The organism is Labrys sp. WJW (assembly GCF_001676615.1).
Taxonomy (GTDB): Bacteria; Pseudomonadota; Alphaproteobacteria; order Rhizobiales; family Labraceae; genus Labrys; species Labrys sedimenti.
In genome coordinates this window covers 21,363-41,509 of record NZ_LYXZ01000025.1, presented here as the reverse complement: position 1 = coordinate 41,509, position 20,147 = coordinate 21,363, and the positions used below count along the sequence as shown (strand labels likewise).

At 64.0% G+C, this 20,147-nt stretch carries 17 protein-coding genes and 1 pseudogene; 9 read left to right on the top strand and 9 right to left on the bottom strand.

From position 1 onward, the window contains the following. Nucleotides 1-23: 23 nt before the first annotated feature. A complete protein-coding gene (locus tag BA190_RS16955) occupies nucleotides 24-1,604 on the top strand; it encodes an alkaline phosphatase (protein ID WP_068289892.1) in 1,581 nt (526 codons plus the stop codon). 166 nt (nucleotides 1,605-1,770) lie between these two features. Here the strand turns inward: BA190_RS16955 and BA190_RS16950 are convergent, their stop codons facing one another. The 5 genes and pseudogenes from BA190_RS16950 to dctP form a co-directional block, all read right to left on the bottom strand. Then, nucleotides 1,771-3,288, bottom strand: coding sequence for a malonyl-CoA synthase (locus BA190_RS16950; protein WP_068289890.1), 1,518 nt, complete (start codon nucleotides 3,286-3,288; stop codon nucleotides 1,771-1,773). A 10-nt stretch (nucleotides 3,289-3,298) separates the two neighbouring features. Next, the gene (locus BA190_RS16945) at nucleotides 3,299-4,723 is read right to left on the bottom strand and encodes a malonyl-CoA decarboxylase (protein ID WP_068289888.1); all 1,425 of its coding nucleotides are present in this window, start codon (nucleotides 4,721-4,723) and stop codon (nucleotides 3,299-3,301) included. 27 nt (nucleotides 4,724-4,750) lie between these two features. Next, nucleotides 4,751-6,094, bottom strand: coding sequence for a TRAP transporter large permease (locus BA190_RS16940; RefSeq protein ID WP_068289992.1), 1,344 nt, complete (start codon nucleotides 6,092-6,094; stop codon nucleotides 4,751-4,753). 96 nt (nucleotides 6,095-6,190) lie between these two features. Then, nucleotides 6,191-6,706, bottom strand: a pseudogene (locus tag BA190_RS36850) (TRAP transporter small permease); the annotation flags it as partial. Between the two features lies 1 nt (nucleotide 6,707). Then, nucleotides 6,708-7,727 carry a TRAP transporter substrate-binding protein DctP gene (gene dctP / locus BA190_RS16935; protein ID WP_068289883.1) on the bottom strand — a complete coding sequence of 340 codons (1,020 nt, stop codon included), beginning with the start codon at nucleotides 7,725-7,727 and terminating at the stop codon, nucleotides 6,708-6,710. A gap of 161 nt (nucleotides 7,728-7,888) precedes the next feature. On the opposite strand from dctP, the gene BA190_RS16930 reads away from it, so the two are divergent. From BA190_RS16930 to BA190_RS16895, 8 genes are all read left to right on the top strand, one after another. Further along, nucleotides 7,889-8,548: a GntR family transcriptional regulator gene (locus tag BA190_RS16930; RefSeq protein ID WP_068289880.1), complete on the top strand. Its 660-nt coding sequence runs from the start codon at nucleotides 7,889-7,891 to the stop codon at nucleotides 8,546-8,548. A gap of 523 nt (nucleotides 8,549-9,071) precedes the next feature. Then, nucleotides 9,072-10,997, top strand: coding sequence for an autotransporter domain-containing protein (locus BA190_RS16925; RefSeq protein WP_068289878.1), 1,926 nt, complete (start codon nucleotides 9,072-9,074; stop codon nucleotides 10,995-10,997). Between the two features lie 165 nt (nucleotides 10,998-11,162). Beyond that, nucleotides 11,163-11,897, top strand: coding sequence for a FadR/GntR family transcriptional regulator (locus tag BA190_RS16920; protein WP_245314766.1), 735 nt, complete (start codon nucleotides 11,163-11,165; stop codon nucleotides 11,895-11,897). Then, entirely contained in the window at nucleotides 11,894-12,712 is an 819-nt protein-coding gene (locus BA190_RS16915) for an inositol monophosphatase family protein (RefSeq protein ID WP_068289869.1), read from the top strand. Before BA190_RS16920 ends, BA190_RS16915 begins: the two co-directional genes overlap by 4 nt. Nucleotides 12,713-12,887: 175 nt before the next feature. Next, on the top strand, nucleotides 12,888-13,862 hold the full coding sequence (locus tag BA190_RS16910; RefSeq protein ID WP_068289868.1) for an MBL fold metallo-hydrolase: 975 nt from the start codon (nucleotides 12,888-12,890) through the stop codon (nucleotides 13,860-13,862). 33 nt (nucleotides 13,863-13,895) lie between these two features. Next, entirely contained in the window at nucleotides 13,896-14,360 is a 465-nt protein-coding gene (locus tag BA190_RS16905; RefSeq protein WP_068289863.1) for a M48 family metallopeptidase, read from the top strand. 58 nt (nucleotides 14,361-14,418) lie between these two features. Then, nucleotides 14,419-14,865 (top strand): DoxX family protein, encoded by a 447-nt coding sequence (locus BA190_RS16900; RefSeq protein WP_068289861.1) that lies wholly within the window; start codon nucleotides 14,419-14,421, stop codon nucleotides 14,863-14,865. Nucleotides 14,866-15,192: 327 nt separating this feature from the next. Further along, entirely contained in the window at nucleotides 15,193-15,609 is a 417-nt protein-coding gene (locus BA190_RS16895; protein WP_068289859.1) for a DUF3592 domain-containing protein, read from the top strand. Between the two features lie 131 nt (nucleotides 15,610-15,740). On the opposite strand, the gene BA190_RS16890 is transcribed toward BA190_RS16895, so the two are convergent. From BA190_RS16890 to speB, 4 genes are all read right to left on the bottom strand, one after another. Then, the gene (locus tag BA190_RS16890; protein ID WP_068289854.1) at nucleotides 15,741-17,234 is read right to left on the bottom strand and encodes a hypothetical protein; all 1,494 of its coding nucleotides are present in this window, start codon (nucleotides 17,232-17,234) and stop codon (nucleotides 15,741-15,743) included. Between the two features lie 78 nt (nucleotides 17,235-17,312). Continuing rightward, nucleotides 17,313-17,948, bottom strand: coding sequence for a phosphoribosylglycinamide formyltransferase (purN, locus tag BA190_RS16885; protein WP_068289852.1), 636 nt, complete (start codon nucleotides 17,946-17,948; stop codon nucleotides 17,313-17,315). Beyond that, nucleotides 17,945-19,018, bottom strand: coding sequence for a phosphoribosylformylglycinamidine cyclo-ligase (gene purM, locus BA190_RS16880; protein ID WP_068289849.1), 1,074 nt, complete (start codon nucleotides 19,016-19,018; stop codon nucleotides 17,945-17,947). Before purM ends, purN begins: the two co-directional genes overlap by 4 nt. Then, nucleotides 19,015-19,998 (bottom strand): agmatinase, encoded by a 984-nt coding sequence (gene speB, locus BA190_RS16875; protein ID WP_068289847.1) that lies wholly within the window; start codon nucleotides 19,996-19,998, stop codon nucleotides 19,015-19,017. Before speB ends, purM begins: the two co-directional genes overlap by 4 nt. Between the last annotated feature and the right edge of the window lie 149 nt (nucleotides 19,999-20,147).

Sequence of the window (20,147 nt, the reverse complement as noted above, 5' to 3'; positions counted from 1 at the left end):
GCAATTCAAGCTGGAGAGTCGCCATGCGCTTCATCGAAAGACCTTTGTCCCGCCGCCGCTTCCTCACCGCAACCGCAGCAACCGGCCTCCTCGGAGCCACGGGCACGTTCGCCGTGCCGGGCCTGTCCCGCGCTGCCGACCGCCCCGAGGTTACGGCCGGCCTGCAGTCGGGCGACGTTGCCGGCGACAGGGCGGTGTTGTGGTCGCGCACGGACCGCCCGGCCAATGCGATCTTCGAATGGTCGACGACCGAGAGCTTCAAGACGGTGAACCGGCTGCCGACGGTGACCGCCTCCCCCGAGACCGACTACACCGTGAAGATCCTGGCCGAGGGCCTGCCGGCGGACCAGGAGATCTTCTACCGCGTGCGCTTCCAGGACCTCGCCCATACCAGCGTCGAGAGCGAAGTGGTCACCGGGCACCTGCGTTCGGCCCCGGCCGGGCTGCGCGACGTCTCCTTCGTCTGGTCCGGCGACACCGCCGGCCAGGGCTGGGGCATCGATGCCGATCGCGGCGGCATGAAGATCTATTCGGCCATGCTCAAGCACAACCCGGATTTCTTCATCCATTCCGGTGACAACATCTATGCCGACGGCGTGATCAAGCCCGAGGTGAAGTTGCCCGACGGCACCGTCTGGAAGAACATCGTCACGCCGGAAAAGTCCAAGGTCGCCGAGACCCTCGACGAGTATCGCGGACAGTACAAATACAACCTGATGGACAAGAACTTCCGCGCGCTCTACCGCGAGGTTCCGGTCATCACCCAGTGGGACGACCATGAGGTGACCAACAACTGGTCCTCGTCCAAGGACCTGCTCAGCGACGATCGCTACAAGGAAAAGTCGATCGCGGCCCTGGCGGCACGCGCTGCGCAGGCTTTCCACGAATATATGCCGATCGCCACCACGCTGGCAGAGCCGCGCCGCGTCTATCGCAAGATCCCCTACGGCCCGCTGCTCGATGTCTTCATGCTCGACATGCGCACCTATCGCGGCCCGAACGGCGCCAATCTGCAGACCACGGAAGGCGGGGAAGCGGCCTTCCTCGGCGCCGAGCAGCTTGCCTGGCTCAAGCGCGAACTCGCCAATTCCAAGGCGACCTGGAAGGTGATCGCAGCCGACATGCCGCTGGCGCTGGTGGTGTGGGACAAGGCCGAGCAGAAGAAGGGCTTCGAAGCCGTCTCCAACAACGACAACGGCAAGCCGCTCGGCCGCGAACTCGAATTCGCCGATCTCCTGCGCTTCATCAAGGCGGCCGGCGTGAAGAACACGGTGTGGCTGACGGCCGACGTCCACTACACCGCCGCCCACTACTACAATCCGGACAAGGCGGCCTTCCAGGACTTCGATCCCTTCTGGGAATTCGTTTCCGGCCCGCTCCATTCGGGCACGTTCGGGCCCAACGACCTCGACATGACCTTCGGTCCCGAGCTCAAATATGTGAAGGCGCCGGAAGGCGGCCAGCAGAACCTGTCGCCCGCAGCCGGCCTGCAATTCTTCGGCCACGTCGCCATCGCCGCCGACACGCGGGTGATGACCGTCACGCTGCGCGACGCCGCCGACGCCTCGCTGTGGTCGACGCAGCTCGAGCCGAAGCTGGGCTGACGCGGAAATCGCGCGCGCGATAAACCCTCTCCCCTTGTGGGAGAAGGTGGCATTGCGCAGCAATGACGGATGAGGGGTGTTGGCGCATACCTTTCAAGGGTGCGTTTCTCCCCTTATCCGCCCCTTCGGTGCACCTTCTCCCACAAGGGGAGAAGGCTTTCACGCCTCACCCCCGCGCGTAGAGATCGCGATAGGTTGTCTGCAACACGTTCTTCTGGACCTTGCCCATGGTGTTGCGCGGCAATTCGTCGACGAAGAGCACGCGCTTGGGCTGCTTGAACTTGGCGAGGCGCCCCTCCAGGGTGGCAAGGATCGTCCTTTCCTCCACGGTGGCGCCGGGCTTGCGCACCACGATCGCCGTGACTCCCTCGCCGAAATCGGCATGCGGCACGCCGATCACGGCGCTCTCGAACACGCCGGGAATGCCGTCGATTTCCGTCTCCACTTCCTTGGGGTAGACGTTGTAGCCACCTGTAATCACCAGATCCTTGCCGCGTCCGACGATGTGGACATAGCCCTGGGCGTCGATCTTGCCGAGATCGCCGGTGATGAAGAAGCCGTCGGGCCGGAATTCCGATCTGGTCTTCTCCGGCATGCGCCAATAGCCCTTGAACACATTGGGACCCTTCACCTCGATCATGCCGATCTCGCCCTGCGGCAAGGCTTCGCCCGTCTCCGGCTGGACGATGCGCAGCGCGATGCCCGGCAGCGGCATGCCGACGGCGCCGGCCACGCGTGCCCCGTCATAGGGGTTGGAGGTGATCATGTTGGTTTCGGTCATGCCATAGCGTTCGAGAATGGCGTGGCCGGTGCGCGCTCTCCATTGCTCATGGGTCTCCGACAGCAGTGGCGCCGATCCCGATACGAACAACCGCATATGGGCGGTCGCCTCGGCAGTGAGGCCCTCCTGCTGCAGGAGGCGCACATAGAAGGTCGGCACGCCCATCATGCAGGTGGCGCCGGGCAGATGGCGCAGCACCTCTGCCGCATCGAAGCGCGGCAGGAAGATCAGCGAGGATCCCGCCATCAGCGTGGTATTGATGGCCACGAACAGGCCATGGGTGTGGAAGATCGGCAGGGCGTGCAGCAGCACGTCGGCCTGGCTGAAGCGCCAATAGGCAGCCAGGGTAACGGCGTTGGAAGCCAAGTTGCCATGCGTCAACATCGCGCCTTTGGAACGCCCCGTGGTGCCGGAGGTATAGAGCAGCGCCGCCAGATCGTCCTCGCCGCGCGCGACATCGTCGAAGCTCTCCGGTGCGGCTTTCGCCGCTTCGGCGAGCGAGCCGTCATCATGGCTTCCCAAGGTCGCGACGGCAGCACCGAGCCGGGTGCCGATCTCGCCGAGTTCATCCGCCTTTTCCGGCGCGCAGACCAGGAGTCGCGGTTCGGCATCGCCGACGAAATAATCGAGCTCCGCCTTGGTATAGGCGGTGTTGAGGGGCACGAACACCGCGCCGGCGCGCAGGCAGGCCAGATAGAGAAACACCGCCTGCGGGCTCTTTTCGACCTGGACGACCACGCGGTCGCCCGTTTCGACCCCATAGCCGCGCAAGGCATTGGCATAGCGGCCCGACCAGGCAAGCACGGCGCCATAATCAAAGCCGCGGCCATCGGCGAGAGTGAGGAAGGGTTTTCCCGCTTCCGGCATCCGGGAACGGATCAGGCTGAACAGATGGTTCGACACGCAAATTTCCTCAAGAATTGGGACGAGGCCGCTGGGCCGCATCGGCGCTGCGGGCGGGCGGCGGCAAGGCCGGTACGGCTGGTTTGCGACGCGCCGGTTTCGCTTCCGTGGCTTTCAGCAGCTTGCGCACGGCCGCGCTGGCGGCGATCACGCCCTGATTGGCGAAGGCCTCATGATTGGCTTCGATGGCATCGAGGTCATAGAGATAATTGACCATGAAGCCGCCGGCCTGGCGCAATCCGTTGGGCGAGACGTCGCCCCGCCAGTTGATGCGCTCGAGGCGGGCTCCATTGCCGAGATGGAACCGCGCCACCGGGTCGATCGGCGCACCCGACGGGGTCCTGGCCACCAGGAAATAATGAGCGGCGGCGGCCAGCTGCGCCTCACGCATGGCTTCCGTCGGCCCGGTGCCGCCCTGTTCGGCTGGCTGGAACAGCCCCTCCAGCACCGAGAGGTCGGCGACACCCGGAATATGGGGGTCCTCCTTGGCGAGCTCCCGCTTCAGCCAGCCCATGAAGCCGGGAACCGGCGACAAAGTCACGAAGGTCTTCAGCTTCGGCAGGTCGCGCCGGAGTTCCTCGACCACCTGTTTGATCAGGAGATTGCCGAAGGAGACGCGGCGCAGGCCGGTCTGGCAATTGGAGATCGAATAGAACACCGCGGTGGTCGCATCCTCGGCCCGGATCGGCTTGCGTTCGAGAGCGAGCAGCGGCGCGATCGTCGCCGGTATGTCCCGCGTCAGCGCCACCTCGACGAACACCAGCGGCTCGTCGGCCATCTGCGGATGGAAGAAGGCAAAACAGCGCCGATCCGAAGGCTCCAGCCGGCTGCGCAGATCCTCCCAGCTATGGATGGTGTGTACGGCCTCATATTGGATGATCTTGGCAAGGATGTTCGCCGGTGTCGTCCAGTCGATCCGTTTCAGCATCAGGAAGCCCCGGTTGAACCAGGACGAGAACAGATGGGCAAGGTCCGCATCGAGGGCCTCCAGCTTCGCATTGCCCTGCAGGTCGGCGAGTACGTCCTCGCGCAGCCGCACCAGGGCGGCCGTGCCGCCGGCGGGGCGGTTGAGCCGGCGGAAGAGCTCCTGGCGTCTCGGCTCTGCGGCCACGCTGAGCTCGGCCATCGCCCGGGGCGACTTGTCCTGCAGATAGGCCTCTATCGCCGCATCGAGGCGCGGCTGGTCAGGACCGAAGCCGTCAGCCAGCGCCGCCAGATGGCGCCGCCTTTGCTCCTCGTCGGCTGCGGCATAAGCGTCGAGCCATTGCTGCGCCAGGGCGACGCCGGAAACCTCGCCCCGGCCCGTCAGCAGCGCATTGCTGAGCGCCAGCAGATCGCCCGATCGCACCGGGGATGCAGGGCGCTCAAGACCGATGAGCCCCCTCCCCCGCTCGGCCACTGCTTCCAGGAATTCCTGCAGGAAATTTCTGCTCATCGCTGTTCACCATGCCAATTCATTGGATTACCCCATGATCAGACCGGGCAGCCAGGTGGCGAGGCCGGGTATCAGGCAGGCCAGCACCACCGCCAACGCCATCAATCCGACGAAAGGCAGCGTCCCGCGCATGATATCCCCGAGCGGGATGTCCGGCGCGATATTCTTGATCACGAAGATGTTGAGCCCGACCGGCGGATGTATGAGGCCCATCTCCATGACGATGGTCATCACCACACCAAACCAGATCAGGTCGAAGCCGGCCGCTTTCAAGGGCGGCAGGATGATCGGCGCCGTCATCAGGATGATCGAGACCGGCGGCAGGAAGAAGCCGAGGACGACCACGAAGAGCAGGATGGCGGTGAGCAGCAGCCACTTCGACAGGTCCAGGCTGATGATCCAGGCCGCCGCCGACTGGCTGATCTGAAGATAGCTCATCACATAAGAATAGAGCAGCGACATGCCGATAATCATCAGGAGCATGGTCGATTCCCGCAGCGTGCCCGACAGGATCGGCATCACCTTGGAAGGCCGCCAGATGCCGTACATGGCCGAGATCACCGCCAAGGCGAGCACGGCGCCGACGCCGGCCGTCTCCGAGGGCGTGGCCCAGCCGGCATAGAGCACCACCATCACACCAGCGAGGATCGAGACGAAGGGCACCACCCAGCCGATCATGCGCAGCTTCTGGGCGAAGGTGTAGCTCTCCTCGTGCAGGATGGCCGAACGAATGCCCGTGCGCTCAGCCTGCACCAGGGCCTGCCGCTTCTCCTTGCGGTAATGCAGCATGGCGTAGACGGCGAACATCGTCATCAAGAGCAGGCCGGGGCCGATTCCGGCCAGGAACAGCTTGCCGAGCGAAACCTCGGCCGCCACCGCATAGAGCAGCATGGTCACCGAGGGCGGCAAGAGGATGCCGAGCGTGCCCCCCGCCGCGATGATGCCGGCGGCAAAGCCGCCCGAATAACCACGGGCCCGCATCTCCGGGATGCCGGCTGCACCGATGGCCGAGCAGGTGGCGGGCGAGGAGCCCGCCATGGCGGCGAACAGGCCGCAGGCGACCGTGTTGGCGACGCCGAGGCCGCCTGGAATGCGATAGAGCCAGGCATGCAAGGCCGAATAGAGATCCTTGCCGGCATTGGAACGACCGATCGCCGCGCCCTTCAGGATGAAGAGCGGAATGGCGAGGATGATGACATTGGCCAGTTCCTCGTAGAAGTTCTGCGCCAGCGTATCGATCGAGGCCGCCGGCATGAACAGGATCATGAAGGTCAGAGCCACCACGCCGAGCGCGAAGGCGATCGGCATGCCCGAGAACAATACGATCAGCGTCGCGGTGCAGTAGGCGACGCCGATGCCCCATTGCGGCAAGCCGGTCAGCAGCGGCAGCGGCGGCCGCGACCACAGGGCGAAAGCGGCGAAGGCGAGCAGCACGATGACGAAGATCGGCAGCGAGCGTTCCGCCACCTGCAGGGCGACTTGCGCCGCCAGCAGCACCATGCCCGCCGTCAACAGGGAATAGGGAATCCACAGAGGCGGCCCCCAGGCCGAGTGTGAGGTCTGCTCGTCCACCCAGGCTTCATGCAGCAGCGAGCCGGATTTCCAGGCGAACAGGATGCAGAAGAAGAGAACCAGCGCATCGACCACCAGCCGCCTGGTACCGGCGGCAGCCGGCAGCCAATGATCGAGGATATCGATGCCGACATGGCCGCGCACAGCCTGCACCGAGGCCGCCGACAGAAAGATGGCGCCGGCGATCAGGTAGATGGTGACCTCGTCCTGCCACAGCACCGACTGGCGGGTGATATGGCCGGTGATGACGCCGAAGGTGAGGACGACTGCCGCCGCCAGCAGAGCCACGGCCGAAAGCCGGAAGGCGACGGCGTTGACCGCGGCGAAGGCACGATGCACGATCCCCGCCCGCTCGGCCGGACCGGCTTCGTCGCCAGCGAGGATGGCGTCGTGCTGGATCGAGCCGCTCATCTCACGCCACCTTCTGCGCGAGCTTCAGCAATTCCGCGGCCTCGCTCGAACGGGCCGCATAATCCTTCCAGGAACTGGCTTCGGCGATCTTGCGCCATTCGGCGAGATCGGCCGCGCTGAAATCGGCGACTTCGACACCCTTGGCGGCATAGACCTTGGCGACCTCCTCGTCGTCATGTTGCGCCTGCTTGGTGGCCCAGCCTTCCATCTCGGCGCCGACATCGAGGAGTGTCTTCTGCTGATCGGAAGGCAGGGCATCGAAGATGGTCTTGGACATCAGCAGCGGTTCGAGCATGAACCAGAAGGAACCCTTCCGCGCCGAGGTCAGCGATTTGGCGAGTTCTTCCAGGCGGAAGGAGATCAGGCTTGTCGAGGATGTCACGGCCGCATCGAGCGCACTGGTCTGCATGCCGATATAGATTTCGTTCGAGGGCATGGTGGAGACCTGCGCCCCGGCGGCGGTGAACATCAGGTCCATTTCCCGGCTGCCGCCGCGGATCTTCAGCCCCTTGGAGCTGTCCGGCGTCAATACCGGCTTGCCGCGCGAGGCCACGCCGCCGCCCTGCCAGACCCAGGCGATGATCTTGATGCCCTTGGCCTCCAGGATGCCGGAGAGCGCCTTGCCGATCTCGGCATTCTTCCAGGCCGCACCTTGCTCATAGCTCGTCACCAGGCAGGGCATCAGGCCCAGATTGGTGGCATGCAGTTCGCCGCCGGCGTAGGCGACTGGAAACAGCGACATGTCCAAGGCGCCGCGGCGCATGGCCGAGAACTGTGCGTTGGTCTTCATCAGCGAGGCATTGGCATAGACGTCGAATTTCAGGGCGCCGCCGGTGCGCTTCTCCACCTCGGCGGCGAAGATGCGGCAGAGCCGGTCGCGAAAATCACCCTGCTCGATGGTGCCGCCGGGAAACTGGTGCGACATCTTCAGCGTGGTGGCGGCGCGGGCAGCCCCGGCGGACCGGATGACCAATGGCGTTGCGAGTGCGGCAGTCAGGATCTGCCTCCGGGTGAGCGACATGGCGTTTTCCTCTTCAATCCATCCGAGGCTGGCTGGTTCCGCCTGCGGTTGCATTCATCATTATTGCAATTTTGAAACAGTTACAATAAAATTGTATACAAGTTTTACGAGATTGACTCCCTCGTGCCGGGAGTCGTACGAGATTGCGGAGGATATCGGCCATGAGCGAAAAACCCGCGACCCGCCTGCGCAACCAGATCGAAGAGGAAATCGCCACCGGCGTGTTCAAGCCCGGCGACAGGCTCGACGAGGTCTCGCTGGCGGCCCGGTTCGGGGTCTCGCGCACACCGATCCGCGAGGCTCTCCAGCAATTGGCGGCAGCCGGCCTGGTCGAGATTCGCCCGCATCGCGGCGCCATCGTCAGCGCGCCCGACCCCAAGCGCCTGATCGACATGTTCAGCCTGATGGCCGAATTCGAGGCGATCTGTGGGCGCCTCGCCGCCCGCCGCCTGCTGCCGAGCGACGAGGCCGCACTGAGGGAGACGCTCGAAGCCTGCCGCAAGGCGGCCGACAGCGGCGACATGGACGTCTATTATTACGAGAACGAGCGCTTCCATCGCGCCATCTATGTGGCAAGCGGCAACGATTTCATCGCCGAGCAAGCCACGGCCCTGCATAAGCGCCTCGCCCCCTTCCGCCGGCTGCAACTACGCGTGCGCAACCGCATGCGCACGTCGCTGGCCGAGCATGAAGCCATCGTTGATGCCCTGCTGGCCGGCGACAGCACCCTCGCCTCCACGCGCCTCTATGACCATGTCGCGGTGCAGGGCGAGCGCTTCACCGACCTGATCGCTTCGCTCAATCGGGCAGCGGCGGAATAGTTCCGCTCTTTTTCCCAGGCTATCTGCCGGAATTCCGACGTCGCGTTCGCCAGCCGAGCCGCCTCGGCCAGGCTCGACGATGCCCCCTTCTATTCTTCATATTATTCATACTATTGTCACGAGCGATCTCTATGAAGCACCTCGTCGAGCAAGCACTGGGCCAGGCCGCTCATCGGACTGTGCATCGAAGCAGTCTGCTCGCGACCGCGCATAATGACCATCGATAGGAAATTCTCACTCAGCTCGCCATTTCGCCGGGATCCCCCTCTCCGCACTGCGGATGACGGCACGCTTCAGCAAGCCGAAGCTCTGACTGTACCTTCCTCGCGCCGATACGAATTTGCCCGTAATGGCGCGCCTCTTCCCAGTCCCTGCCAATGTCCAGGGCCGGGCGGTTAACGCCCCGGCCGGGTCACGTTGCCTTAGCCAAATTTTCGAACGTCATCGCCGACCTGCGGGCCGGCGGATGCTGCCGCGCGCCTGCCGCGCAACCACAAGACCCCTACCCCGAGAGATCGAGACCATGACCGCGACAACGCCTGACAGGCCGAGCAAGCCGCCTGAAGACGCCGCTCCTTGCCCTCCCCTTACCTGCGCCCACCCCAAATATCGGCTGCGCAGGGCCGCATGGCCATGCCTTGCCGGCCTGTCGCTGCTGGCTGCCACCAGCCTGCCGGCCCTCGCGGTCGAGCCGTGGATCATGGTCGAAAAGACGATGTTCTCGGGTGTGGACGCCTCCCGTGGGCAAGGCGTCACCACCGATGGCACCAATTGGTATTTTTCCGGCACCAATGCCCTGGAAATGACCAATGGCTCCTTCGATCCCAAATTGCTGGTCACGCCCGCCATTCCGGACATCCTGAAGAACCCCTCCCAGTTTTCGGATATCGGGCTCAACCATATCGGCGACATCGATTATGCCGACGGCAAGCTCTACATCTCCCTGGACACGAGCAACCGCTCGCCGACCACCAACGAGAAATACGAACGACCGGTCTTCGCCATCTATGACGCCAAGACACTGACCTATCTGGGCCAGGCATTCGCGCTCAATCCACCGCACGGTACGCATGACGTCGCCAGCTGGGTGGCCGTGGACGCCAAGAACGGTGTCGGCTACGGCATGGCCTATGAAAACGCGACCGAACTCGCCGTCTACAATATTTCGGACTGGTCGTTCCAGAAATACATTCCCCTGTCGCAGACCATCGATCAGGCGCAAGGCGGCAAGATCTTCAATGGCTGGATGTATTTTTCGACCGATAACGACCAGAAGCTGATCTACCGCGCCAATCTGCTGACGGGGCAGGTCGAGCTCATCGGCAATCTCAAGATCGACGGCGAGCAGGAGATCGAGGGGCTGGTCTTCAAGAACACGCCCGACGGCTGGTCGATGCATATTCTGAACCGGGAGGAAGACCCGAACCATCCCGGTGAGACCGCAATCGGCTTCTACCGCTACGTGCGCCCGTTCGGAAACGCACTTTCGGGCGAGATCCACGCCGATATCAAGGGTGCCCTTATCGAAGACAGCCGCTACCCGCGTGATGCGGCCAACCGGCGCCTGCGCTCGGCCTTCGGCGGCATCGCCGGAACGTCCGGCGGGGTCGCCACTGGCAGCACCGACGGCATCGTCGTCTGGGGCACGCCCTTCGCCGCCACTGGCAGGGCCGAAGGCTCGGGTGACGCCGCCTCTTTTGACCGCACCAGCGGCGGCTTCATCGGCGGCATCGATGCGCCGGTCGGGGACTGGCGCCTCGGCGTCCTCGCCGGCTACAGCCACACCAGCTTCGACGTTTCCGCCCGGAGTTCGGACGGGTCCAGCAACAACTACCAGGTCGGCCTCTATGGCGGCACGCGATGGGGGCAGCTCGGCTTTCGAACCGGCGCCATCTATGGCTGGCACAATGTCGACACCAAGCGCAACGTGGTGTTCCCCGCCTTCCGCGAGACGCTTTCGGGGCATTACGACGCCGCGACGGCGCAGGCCTTTGGTGAACTCAGCTATCGCTTCGATCTGGGCCGTAACGTCTTCGAGCCTTTCGCCAATCTCGCTTATGTCCATCTGGACACGAATGGCTTTGCCGAGAAGGGCGGCACCACGGCTGCGCTGGCCAGTCCGAAGAGCTCGACGGACATGGTTTACACCACATTGGGGCTCCATGCCTCGACCGCCTTCGACCTTGCCGGGACCACGCTGACCCTGCGCGGCACGCTTGGCTGGCAGCACGCCTTCGACGACGTGACCCAGAACGCAAAGCTCGCCTTCAACAATGGCGCGTCCTTCACGATAGCCGGCGCGCCGCTCGCCAAGGATGCGCTGGCTGTCGAGGCCGGCGTCGACGTCGCGCTCTCGGCGAACGCAACCCTGGGCGCCACCTATTCCGGCCAGCTTGCCAGCCACACCCAGGGCCATGCCTTCAGGATCAATCTCGACATGAAGTTGTGATCTGAAGAATCCAGGCGCGGTGGGGATTGGACGCGGCAGCTTTACCAAGGCAAGCTTGCCGTTCCACCCCACCGTCATATCGTCCTGAGATGCATATCGGCGGCATGATATCTAGCCAACAAGGATAGAATGAAGAATGCAGTCCCTCCTTCCAAGGTTTCGCCCATGACTTCGCGGGGAGGGAATGCCACCGGCACAAGCCTCTATTCGCGCCTCCTCAACGACATCGGCCAGAGCATCGTGCGGGGCGAACTCGCGCCCGGCGATCAATTGCCGAATGCCGATGACTGGAGCGCGGCCCATGGCGTCAGCCGCACGGTGCTGCGGGAAGTCGTCAAGGTGCTTGCCAACAAGGGCATGGTGGAAATGCGCCCCAAGGTAGGCACGCGCGTACGCCCCCGGCAGGACTGGAACTTTCTCGACCCCGACGTGCTGGTCTGGCGCTACGGGTCGAGAACCACGGCTGAAGAGGCGCGTTCCCTGTTCGAACTGCGCCGCGCCATCGAGCCGATGGCAGCCGCCCTCGCCGCCGAGCGGGCCAGCGCCGAACAGATTGCGCAGCTGCAGCGGCTGATCTCACAAATGGAACAGGCCGGCGACGACAGCGAACGCTTCGCCGTGCCGGACCTGGCATTTCACCAGGCCATCCTGCGTATATCCGGCAACGAACTGATCGGCTCGCTCGCGGCGCTGATCGAGACGGCCCTGGTGATCAGCTTCCGTCTGACGGACGACAATCCCGAGGGCCAGGGCCATTCGCTCGCCTTGCATCAGGCCGTCGTCGACAACATCGCCAGGCGAGATCCGGCCGCCACGGCCAAGGCCATCACCTCCCTGCTCGACGAGGCGGAGGAAGACGTCAGGCGCTCTTTGCTGGCAAGGCGCGAGCGGAAATCGTGACCGGTGACGATATCGACCGGCGGCATCACTTCGCCCAGGACTGTGCCCGTGAGGCCGGAGCGATCGCACGTCGCCACTTCCGCTCCTGCGAGGCCGCGTCCAACATCGAAAAAGGCCGGCACGATCCGGTGACCCAGGCCGATTTGGAAATCGATCGTTTCCTCATCGACCAACTCGCCGGGGCGTTCCCGGCCGACGGCATTCTGACCGAGGAAACCGGCGGTGCTCCCGCGCGGCATCTCTGGGTCATCGATCCGATCGACGGCACCCTGAACTTCGCCCGCGGCCTAGCCCATTTCGCCGTGTCGATCGCCTTTTGCATCGATGGCCGGACGCAGAGCGGCATCGTCTACGATCCCGTCAGCGACGAAATCTTCACCGCCCGGCGCGGCCATGGCGCCTTCTGCAACGGCCGGCCCATCCGGGTCCGGACCACGCAAGGCCCATGGGATGCGATCGTCGATGCAGGATATTCGAGCAGGCACCCTGCGGCTGATTATCTACGGCTGGTCCATGGCCTCCTCGCGCAGGGCTACGCCTTCGTCCAGAACGGCTCTGCGGCAATGGGACTGGCAGCGCTCGCCTGCGGCCGCATCGACGGCTTCTGCGAACTCTCGCTCAAGAGCTGGGATGTTCTCGCCGGCCTGCTCCTGGTCGAAGAGGCCGGCGGCTGGACCGGCGGCTTTCCGCACGGTCCCGGCCTGCTGGAGGACCACGAGGTTCTCGCCTGCACCCCGGCCCTCCGCCAATCCTTGCAGGGCCTCCTGCTGGAGGCATCGCCCCTACGCGGAAAAACGCCGCTGCCGTCCGTCTAGAACGGGCGGGACCTTGCCCCGGCGTATCTCGACCCCAGCGCGCCGGATACGGGCTCTCGAAAAAACTTTGCATCGCGCGGGAATAACTCCGGGCGCCTTCGGGTCTGGTCACTCAGCGGAGGCACTGATTGCCAGTGCGCCGTCCGGCATGAGCCGTTGAACAGGAGTGACCAAAATGCTGAAGATGACGCGCCGTACGGTGCTGGGTTCTGCGGCGGCCGCCGCGGCGTTCGGCCTGGCGGGAAGACTTGAATTCATAGCCCCTGCCCTCGCCCAGACGCCGGTCGAGCCAAGCGTGGGCTTCTACAAATACAAGGTCGGATCCATCGAGGTGACTGCCATCTATGATGGCATCTGGCGCAAGCCCCACGACCCGACCTTCATCAAGAATGCCTCGGTGGAGGATACCAAGGCGGCCTTGTCGAAGGCCGGCCTGACCACCGAGTTCATGCCGATCCCCCTCACGGTGGTCGTGCTCAAGGTCAACGGCAAGCTGATCATGATGGATGCCGGCTCGGGTGTCGGCCAATGGCAGGCCAATGCCACGCATCTGCCGGCCAACATGGCCGCAGCCGGCATCGACTACAAGGCCATCGACACCATCATGATTTCGCATTTCCATCCCGATCATGTCTGGGGGCTGATGGAAAAGGGCACCAACGCGCCCGTCTTCCCCAATGCGGAACTGATCGTCAGCGCCACGGAGTATAATTGGTGGACGGACCCGTCGCGTGTCGAGAAGCTCGCCGAGGGGCGGCGGCCCGCCGGCAAGCGCATCGTCGAGAACTTTCCGAAATGGAAGAACTGGAAGCTGGTGCAGGACGGTGCGGAAGTCGCGCCCGGCATCCAGATCCTGTCGGCACCAGGCCACACGCCGGGGCACTCGGTCTACCTCCTCGGTTCCGGCAACGAGCAGTTCATGGTCTCGGCCGACATCATGTACGTGCCCGCCCTTCTCGCCCCGCATCCGGACTGGCAAGGCGCCTATGACCAGGATGGCCCCATGGCCATCGCCACCCGGCGCAAGCTCATCGACCGGGTAATCGCCGACAATGTCAGGATCTGCGGTTCGCATTTCCCGTTCCCCGGCAGCGGGACCTTCGTAAAGGACGGCAATGCCTATGGCTTCACGCCGACCACGCAGCTCTGAAACCCGATATCCCTGCCCTCAGGAGAGAAAACCATGCTGAAATATGCAATCGCAACCGCGGTGGCCACGCTGGCTTTGGCCGCGGTGACCACCACCCTGCTCTCGATACCCGCCTATGCCGTCGACAATATCGAGTCCACCGATGCCCCCGACCTGACCTCCGTCAAGGCCAAGATCGAGGCCAAGAACTATACCGGCGCGCTGGAGGAACTGCGGGGCCTGGCCGAAGACACCCAGCAGGCCGACGTCTACAATCTGCTCGGCTTCACGCTGCGCAAGACCGGCGACTACCAGACGGCAGTGACCTACTACACCAAGGCACTGGAACTGCAGCCCGGGCACAAGGCCGCCCGGGAATATCTCGGCGAGCTCTATGTCGAGACAGGCGACGTCGACAAGGCCAAGGTGCAGTTGTCGGAACTCGGCAAGCTGTGTCCCCAAGGCTGCGAGGAACTCGAAGACCTGCAGAAAGCCATCGATACCAAGGTGACGAAGTGACGTGTGAGCCGGCAGGCGCCAAGGCACTTGCCGGCCCTCTCTCCCGGAGGTGGCTGCAATGACCCCAATCAGCAAGATTAAGGCCGGGCTCGCCGATGCCATGCTGCTCGCCGGCAGGCTGCTGCTCGCCCTGATCTTCGTTCACGAAGGCACGACCCTGGCGCTGCATTTCACGCGCACCGTGGAGGCCATGGCGGTGATCGGCATCGGCGCGCCCCTGGTCGTCGGCGTCATCACGCTGCAACTGGGTGCAGGCCTGGCCCTTGCCCTCGGCGTGCTTGCCCGCATTGGGGCCATCATGCTTGGCCTGTTCTGCCTCGCGACGGCAACGCTTTTCCACATGGACTTCTCAAGCCAGAACGAATTGCTGCATTTCGAGAAGGACCTCGCCATCGCCGGGGGCATGTTCGTCCTATCGATTGCCGGATCCGGCAGCTTGTCGCTGGACAGGTTGCTGCGGCATATGTCCTCCCTACCCGCCCCTCTGAGGCGCATCCTGTTCTAGGACGAAAGCCGTTTTGATGGCCGAGCTGGATTTTCGTCATTGCGAGCGCAGCGAAGCAATCCAGTCCTCCGTGTGAGCCAAGTCTGGATTGCTTCGCTGCGCTCGCAATGACGGCTGCTTCACTCCTGCCGGACCGCAGCCCGCCGATCTCGCAACCTAGAGCATCGCGCCGAAAAGTGGGTACCGGTTTTCGGCAAAAAAGATGCGGCAACAAGGAATTTCAGCATCGAGCCTGATTCAGAAATCAGGTTCGATGCTGTAGCTGTTCCCTTGGGGCAGCAAGTGCCGTAAACCCCGGGGCATCGGAACTGCGACTGGAACGAAGCGATGGTGAGTGTAAAACGTGTCCGGGGGCCGGCAGTCCTGCGTGTCGTGGGGCGTAGCTTCCTCATCCTGGGCTTCGTCGGATTGCTGACCGCTCCCGTGCTCGGCATGAACGAATGGCGTAGCCCCCGCACGGCTTCTGCCTCCGGCACCATCGTTTCGGTCAATCCCTATCCGGTCGTCAGCTTCTCGACACCGCAGGGCAGTGTCATCCGCTTCACCAACCTCGTGCGCAGTTCCTTCCTGCACGAAGGCGACAGCGTGACCGTCGCCTATAACCCGGCCGTTCCGACCGACGCCACGCTCGACGGTCTGCTTGGGCGCTGGTTCTTTGCAGGTCTTGCCGCCTTGCTCGGCGCGGCATTCCTGCTGGTCGGTGGCCTCACGACCGTCATCGGCCGCAGGCGCACCGCCCGCTAGAGCAAAGCGCGTTCACACGCGAACGCTTGTTTGCTCTAACTCTTTGTTCCCGGGCCAATCCAACGGATTGGCTCACGCGTCTTTGCGATTCTCGGTGATCCCGAGAAATCACAAAACGCTTTAGGCTTGACTCAATCGGGCTGCGGCAGGCGGAAGACCTGGTCGTTGACCTTCACGCTATGGGTGACGATGTCGTACGAGACGTTCCACACCAGTTGCCCGTTGCCTTCTTCCTTGGCGAGCCCCTTCACGAAGGAGAGGAAGAACACCGCCTTGCGCGCGTCCTCGGCATCAGCCTTGCTGAGGCCTTCGAGTACCGCATCGAAACCGGTGGCGGCGACTGCAAGGCTCGCCGTCGGCTCCGGATTGACGGCCGCGCTGCCGTCGCCCTTAACGGTATAGGCGGGAGCGGCGACGTTGAAATCAACCTTGTAGTTGAGATCGCCGTCGAGCAGCCGGGTCATCAGCGCCACGGCCATCATCTTGCTGAAAGGCGGGTCCTGCGTGGCATCGAGGCCGCGGATCAGCACGTCCGCCATGCCGTCGAGACCGTTCAAGGACAGCTTGGTGGAATAGTTCGCCTCGGCCGGGATCAGCGAGCGGGCCCATTCGGGCACTATCACCTCCGGGATCACCAGACCGGAATAGTTCAGCGCATCGGAATAGTAGCCCTGCTTCACCAGCCCGGTGAGGCTATAGGCCTGGGTCGCCTTGGCCAGCTTGACCTGGCCGAAAGGCAGGTTGACGCCAAGGCCCTCGATGCTCGAGGTGCTGGAGACCTCGCGCCAGAACGGCAACGCGGTCCGCAGCTTGGTCTTGAGCTCGTCCTGCGCCAGCACGATTTCCCCCTTGGAGGGATGGTCGCGCAGGAAGGCGACGAGATCGTAGATCGCGGCAAAGCGCATGCCGGTCGCCGAAAGCGTCTGCTGGCCACCGACCAGTTCGAACGCAACCGGGAATTGCCGATCCTTCTTGTCCTGGACCTTGCCCTTCAGCCCCTCCAGCTTGCTGTCGAATTTGACGTCGACGCCGTCGGCCTCGTCGGCCTTGCTGGTGGTCTGGAAACCGAACTTGCCGGTCGACAAATCGACATCGGCATCGTGATTGCGAACGGCCGCGGTGCTGCCGTCGCAGCCCGCCACCAGGGTCTCGAAGCTCATCAGCTTGGGAGCGAACACGCCCTGACCGGCACAGGCAGCGAAATTCAGGCTGCCGGTCTCCGTACTGCCCTCCCACTCCCTGCTCCAGGCCACAGCGATGGGAGCCGGGCCGCTCTTCACCGCCCATTTGCCGTCGGGCTGTGGCGTCAGCCTGACGACATAGGGATTGATACGGGCCACCTCGCCGACGCCCTTGCCCTTGTCGAGCTTGCTGCCGTCGAAGGAGAGCGTCACGTCATAGCCATCGTCCTTGGGGGCGATGGTGATGAAGCCCTTCTCGAACGGCACGGGACCGATATAGGACTGGAATGTCTCGGTCAGTTTGCGCGCGCCTTCGGCGGTGGCCGGTTCGGCCAAGGCCGGCGCAGCACCCGCGAGAGCCAGCATGACGGCACAGCACGCTGCGGCTGATGACAGAGCCGTTCCCTTCTTCATGCGAAGCGCGACACCGTTGATGATCGACATTCTGGTTCCTCGAAAATTCCATATGAAAAGGCTAAGCCCGTAACGCGCTTTAATAGGGCGACAACGCGGCCGCCGATGTCACTCGCAGAACAGGAGATCGCCGGGCGCGATCTCGACGCGCTCGCCCATGACCGGTGCCTCGCCGCGCGCCACGCGGGCAAGAGCGGCCGGGTAGAGCCTGTGCTCTGCATGGAGCACGCGCGCCGCGAGATCCGCAGCCGTATCGCCAGGCAGTACGGGCACTGCAGCTTGCGCAATGATCGGCCCTTCATCCATGCCGGGCGTGACATAGTGGACGGTGCAGCCATGGAGGCGTACCCCCGCCTCGAGCGCACGCTCATGGGTGGCGAGCCCCGGAAAGGCCGGCAGCAGGGCCGGATGGATGTTGATCATGCGCCCAGCCCAGCTCTGGACGAAAGGCGCCGTCATCAGGCGCATGAAGCCTGCCAGCACCACGAGATCGACGACATGCGCTTCCAGTCGCGCTTCCAGCGCCGCTTCGAAATCGGAACGGCTGGCAAAAGCCTTGTGGTCTATAGCCTCGGCGATGAGGCCGGCCTCGCGCGCCCGTGCTAGACCCGGTGCTTCCGGTCGATTGGAGATAACGGCAGCGATCTCAACCGGATAGGACGGATCCCTCGCAGCCTCGATGAGCGCGGCCATGTTGGAACCGCGCCCCGAGATCAGGATGGCAACGCGCTTGCGTCCCTTCATAGCGTCAGCGTGCCGCGATAGACGACCCGCTCGGCACCTTCCTGCCTTGCCACCGTGCCCAGGCGAACCGGCGGCAGGCCGGCTTCAGCGAGAGCCGACTCCACCGCTGCCGCATCGGCGGCGGCCGTGACCACGATCATGCCGATGCCGCAATTGAAGGTGCGCAGCATCTCGTGGGCTTCGACGCCGCCCGTACGCGACAGCCAGCCGAAGACCGGCGGCGGCGTGAAGGAGGAGAGGTCGATGGACGCGGCGATACCATCCGGCAGCACGCGCGGAATATTGTCCGGGAAGCCGCCACCGGTGATGTGGGCGAGCGCCTTCACGGCAGAGCCCGTCGCCTTCAGCGCCGCCAGCAGCGGCTTGACATAGATGCGCGTCGGCGTCAGCAGCGCTTCGCCGAGAGTCTTGCCCTCGGCAAAGGGGGCGGGCGCGTCCCAGCCGAGACCGGAGAGCTCGACGATCTTGCGGATGAGCGAGTAGCCGTTGGAATGCGGTCCCGACGAAGCCAGCCCAAGGATGACGTCGCCTTCGGCCACGCTGCCGCGCGGCAGGATGGCATCGCGCTCCACGGCGCCGACCGAGAAGCCGGCAAGGTCATAGTCGCCATCGGCATACATGCCGGGCATCTCGGCGGTCTCGCCGCCGATCAGCGCGCAACCGGCATCCTTGCAGCCTTCGGCGATGCCCTTGACGATGGCAACGCCCTGCCCCGGCGCGAGCTTGCCGGTGGCAAAGTAATCGAGGAAGAACAGCGGCTCGGCGCCCTGCACCACCAGGTCGTTCACCGACATTGCCACCAGGTCGATCCCGACCGTGTCATGAATACCGGTCTCGATCGCCACTTTCAGCTTGGTGCCGACACCGTCATTGGCCGCAACCAGGACGGGATCCTTGAAGCCGCAGGCCTTGAGGTCGAACAGGCCGCCGAAACCACCAATCTCGGCATCGGCGCCGACGCGGCGGGTCGCCCGGACCAAGGGCTTGATGGCATCGACCATGGCGTTGCCGGCATCGATATCGACACCGGCATCGGCGTAGGTCAGTGAGTTTTTGCGATCTTTGTTCATGTCCCGGCTTTGCCCTGCTTCCGCTCAGCAATCAAGCCCAGATAATGCTGGACCACCGTTGCACCTGCAATCGAGGTGATATCGGCATGATCATAGGCGGGCGCGACCTCCACCAGGTCGCAGCCGACAATGTCGAGGAAGCCGAGCCGGCGCAGGATCATCAGGGCCTGGCGTGAGGATGGACCGCCGGCGACCGGGGTGCCGGTACCGGGCGCATAGGCCGGGTCCAGGCAGTCGATGTCGAAGGTGATATAGGCCTTGGCATCGCCGACCCGCTGGCGCACGCGCTCGACCACCTCGGCGACGCTGAGGGTTTCCAGATCCTCGCCATAGAGGATCTCGATCCCGCAATCGTCTGGAGCATGGGTGCGGATGCCGATCTGGATGGAACGATCGGGCCGGATGATGCCCTCGCGCACGGCGCGCGCCACGAAGGAGCCGTGGTCGATGCGCCCCTCGTCATCATACCAGGTGTCCTGGTGGGCGTCGAAATGCACCAGCGCCATCGGGCCATGCTTGGCGGCATGGGCCTTGAGCAACGGCCAGGTGACGTAATGATCGCCGCCGATGGAGCACAGCATGGTGCCGGTGTCGATGATATCGCGCGCCTGCGCCTCGATGCAGGCCGGGATCTCGCCATGGCGCGCATAGTCGAAGGAGCAATCGCCATAATCGACCACGGCGAGGTTTTCGAACGGATCGGCGTGGAAAGGATATTGCGGGTCGCCGTCGAAGATCGCCGAGGCCCGCCGAACCCCTTGCGGTCCGAAGCGGGCGCCGGGCCGGTTGGAGACGGCCGCGTCGAAGGGAATGCCCCAGACGGCGACGTCGATACCGGTGAGGTCGCGCTGGAAACGCCGGCGCATGAACGACAGGATACCGCCATAGGTCGGCTCGGTGGCGCCACCGAGCACCTCCTTGCGGAAGACGGCATTATCGGTCGGGCGCGGACGAAGCGGATCGTCGGTCGGGCCAGCCATGGGAATCTCCTCCAAAGCGTTTTTCAGAAAAGTTGATGGACTTTTCGACTAAGAAAACGCGTCAAAACAAAGAGGTAGAGAGAAAGTGCGATTCGAAGAAATCGCACTTTGCTCTGGCGCTGCTTTGCTTAACGAATGTCGCCCCTGGC

Bases quoted from the DNA above. Each gene is read 5' to 3' on its own strand.
- BA190_RS16955 (WP_068289892.1), top strand. From the start codon at position 24: ATGCGCTTCATCGAAAGACCTTTGTCCCGCCGCCGCTTCCTCACCGCA.
- BA190_RS16945 (WP_068289888.1), bottom strand. From the start codon at position 4,723: ATGAGCAGAAATTTCCTGCAGGAATTCCTGGAAGCAGTGGCCGAGCGG.
- dctP (WP_068289883.1), bottom strand. From the start codon at position 7,727: ATGTCGCTCACCCGGAGGCAGATCCTGACTGCCGCACTCGCAACGCCA.
- BA190_RS16930 (WP_068289880.1), top strand. From the start codon at position 7,889: ATGAGCGAAAAACCCGCGACCCGCCTGCGCAACCAGATCGAAGAGGAA.
- BA190_RS16925 (WP_068289878.1), top strand. From the start codon at position 9,072: ATGACCGCGACAACGCCTGACAGGCCGAGCAAGCCGCCTGAAGACGCC.
- BA190_RS16920 (WP_245314766.1), top strand. From the start codon at position 11,163: ATGACTTCGCGGGGAGGGAATGCCACCGGCACAAGCCTCTATTCGCGC.
- BA190_RS16910 (WP_068289868.1), top strand. From the start codon at position 12,888: ATGCTGAAGATGACGCGCCGTACGGTGCTGGGTTCTGCGGCGGCCGCC.
- BA190_RS16905 (WP_068289863.1), top strand. From the start codon at position 13,896: ATGCTGAAATATGCAATCGCAACCGCGGTGGCCACGCTGGCTTTGGCC.
- BA190_RS16900 (WP_068289861.1), top strand. From the start codon at position 14,419: ATGACCCCAATCAGCAAGATTAAGGCCGGGCTCGCCGATGCCATGCTG.
- BA190_RS16895 (WP_068289859.1), top strand. From the start codon at position 15,193: ATGGTGAGTGTAAAACGTGTCCGGGGGCCGGCAGTCCTGCGTGTCGTG.
- BA190_RS16890 (WP_068289854.1), bottom strand. From the start codon at position 17,234: ATGTCGATCATCAACGGTGTCGCGCTTCGCATGAAGAAGGGAACGGCT.
- purN (WP_068289852.1), bottom strand. From the start codon at position 17,948: ATGAAGGGACGCAAGCGCGTTGCCATCCTGATCTCGGGGCGCGGTTCC.
- purM (WP_068289849.1), bottom strand. From the start codon at position 19,018: ATGAACAAAGATCGCAAAAACTCACTGACCTACGCCGATGCCGGTGTC.
- speB (WP_068289847.1), bottom strand. From the start codon at position 19,998: ATGGCTGGCCCGACCGACGATCCGCTTCGTCCGCGCCCGACCGATAAT.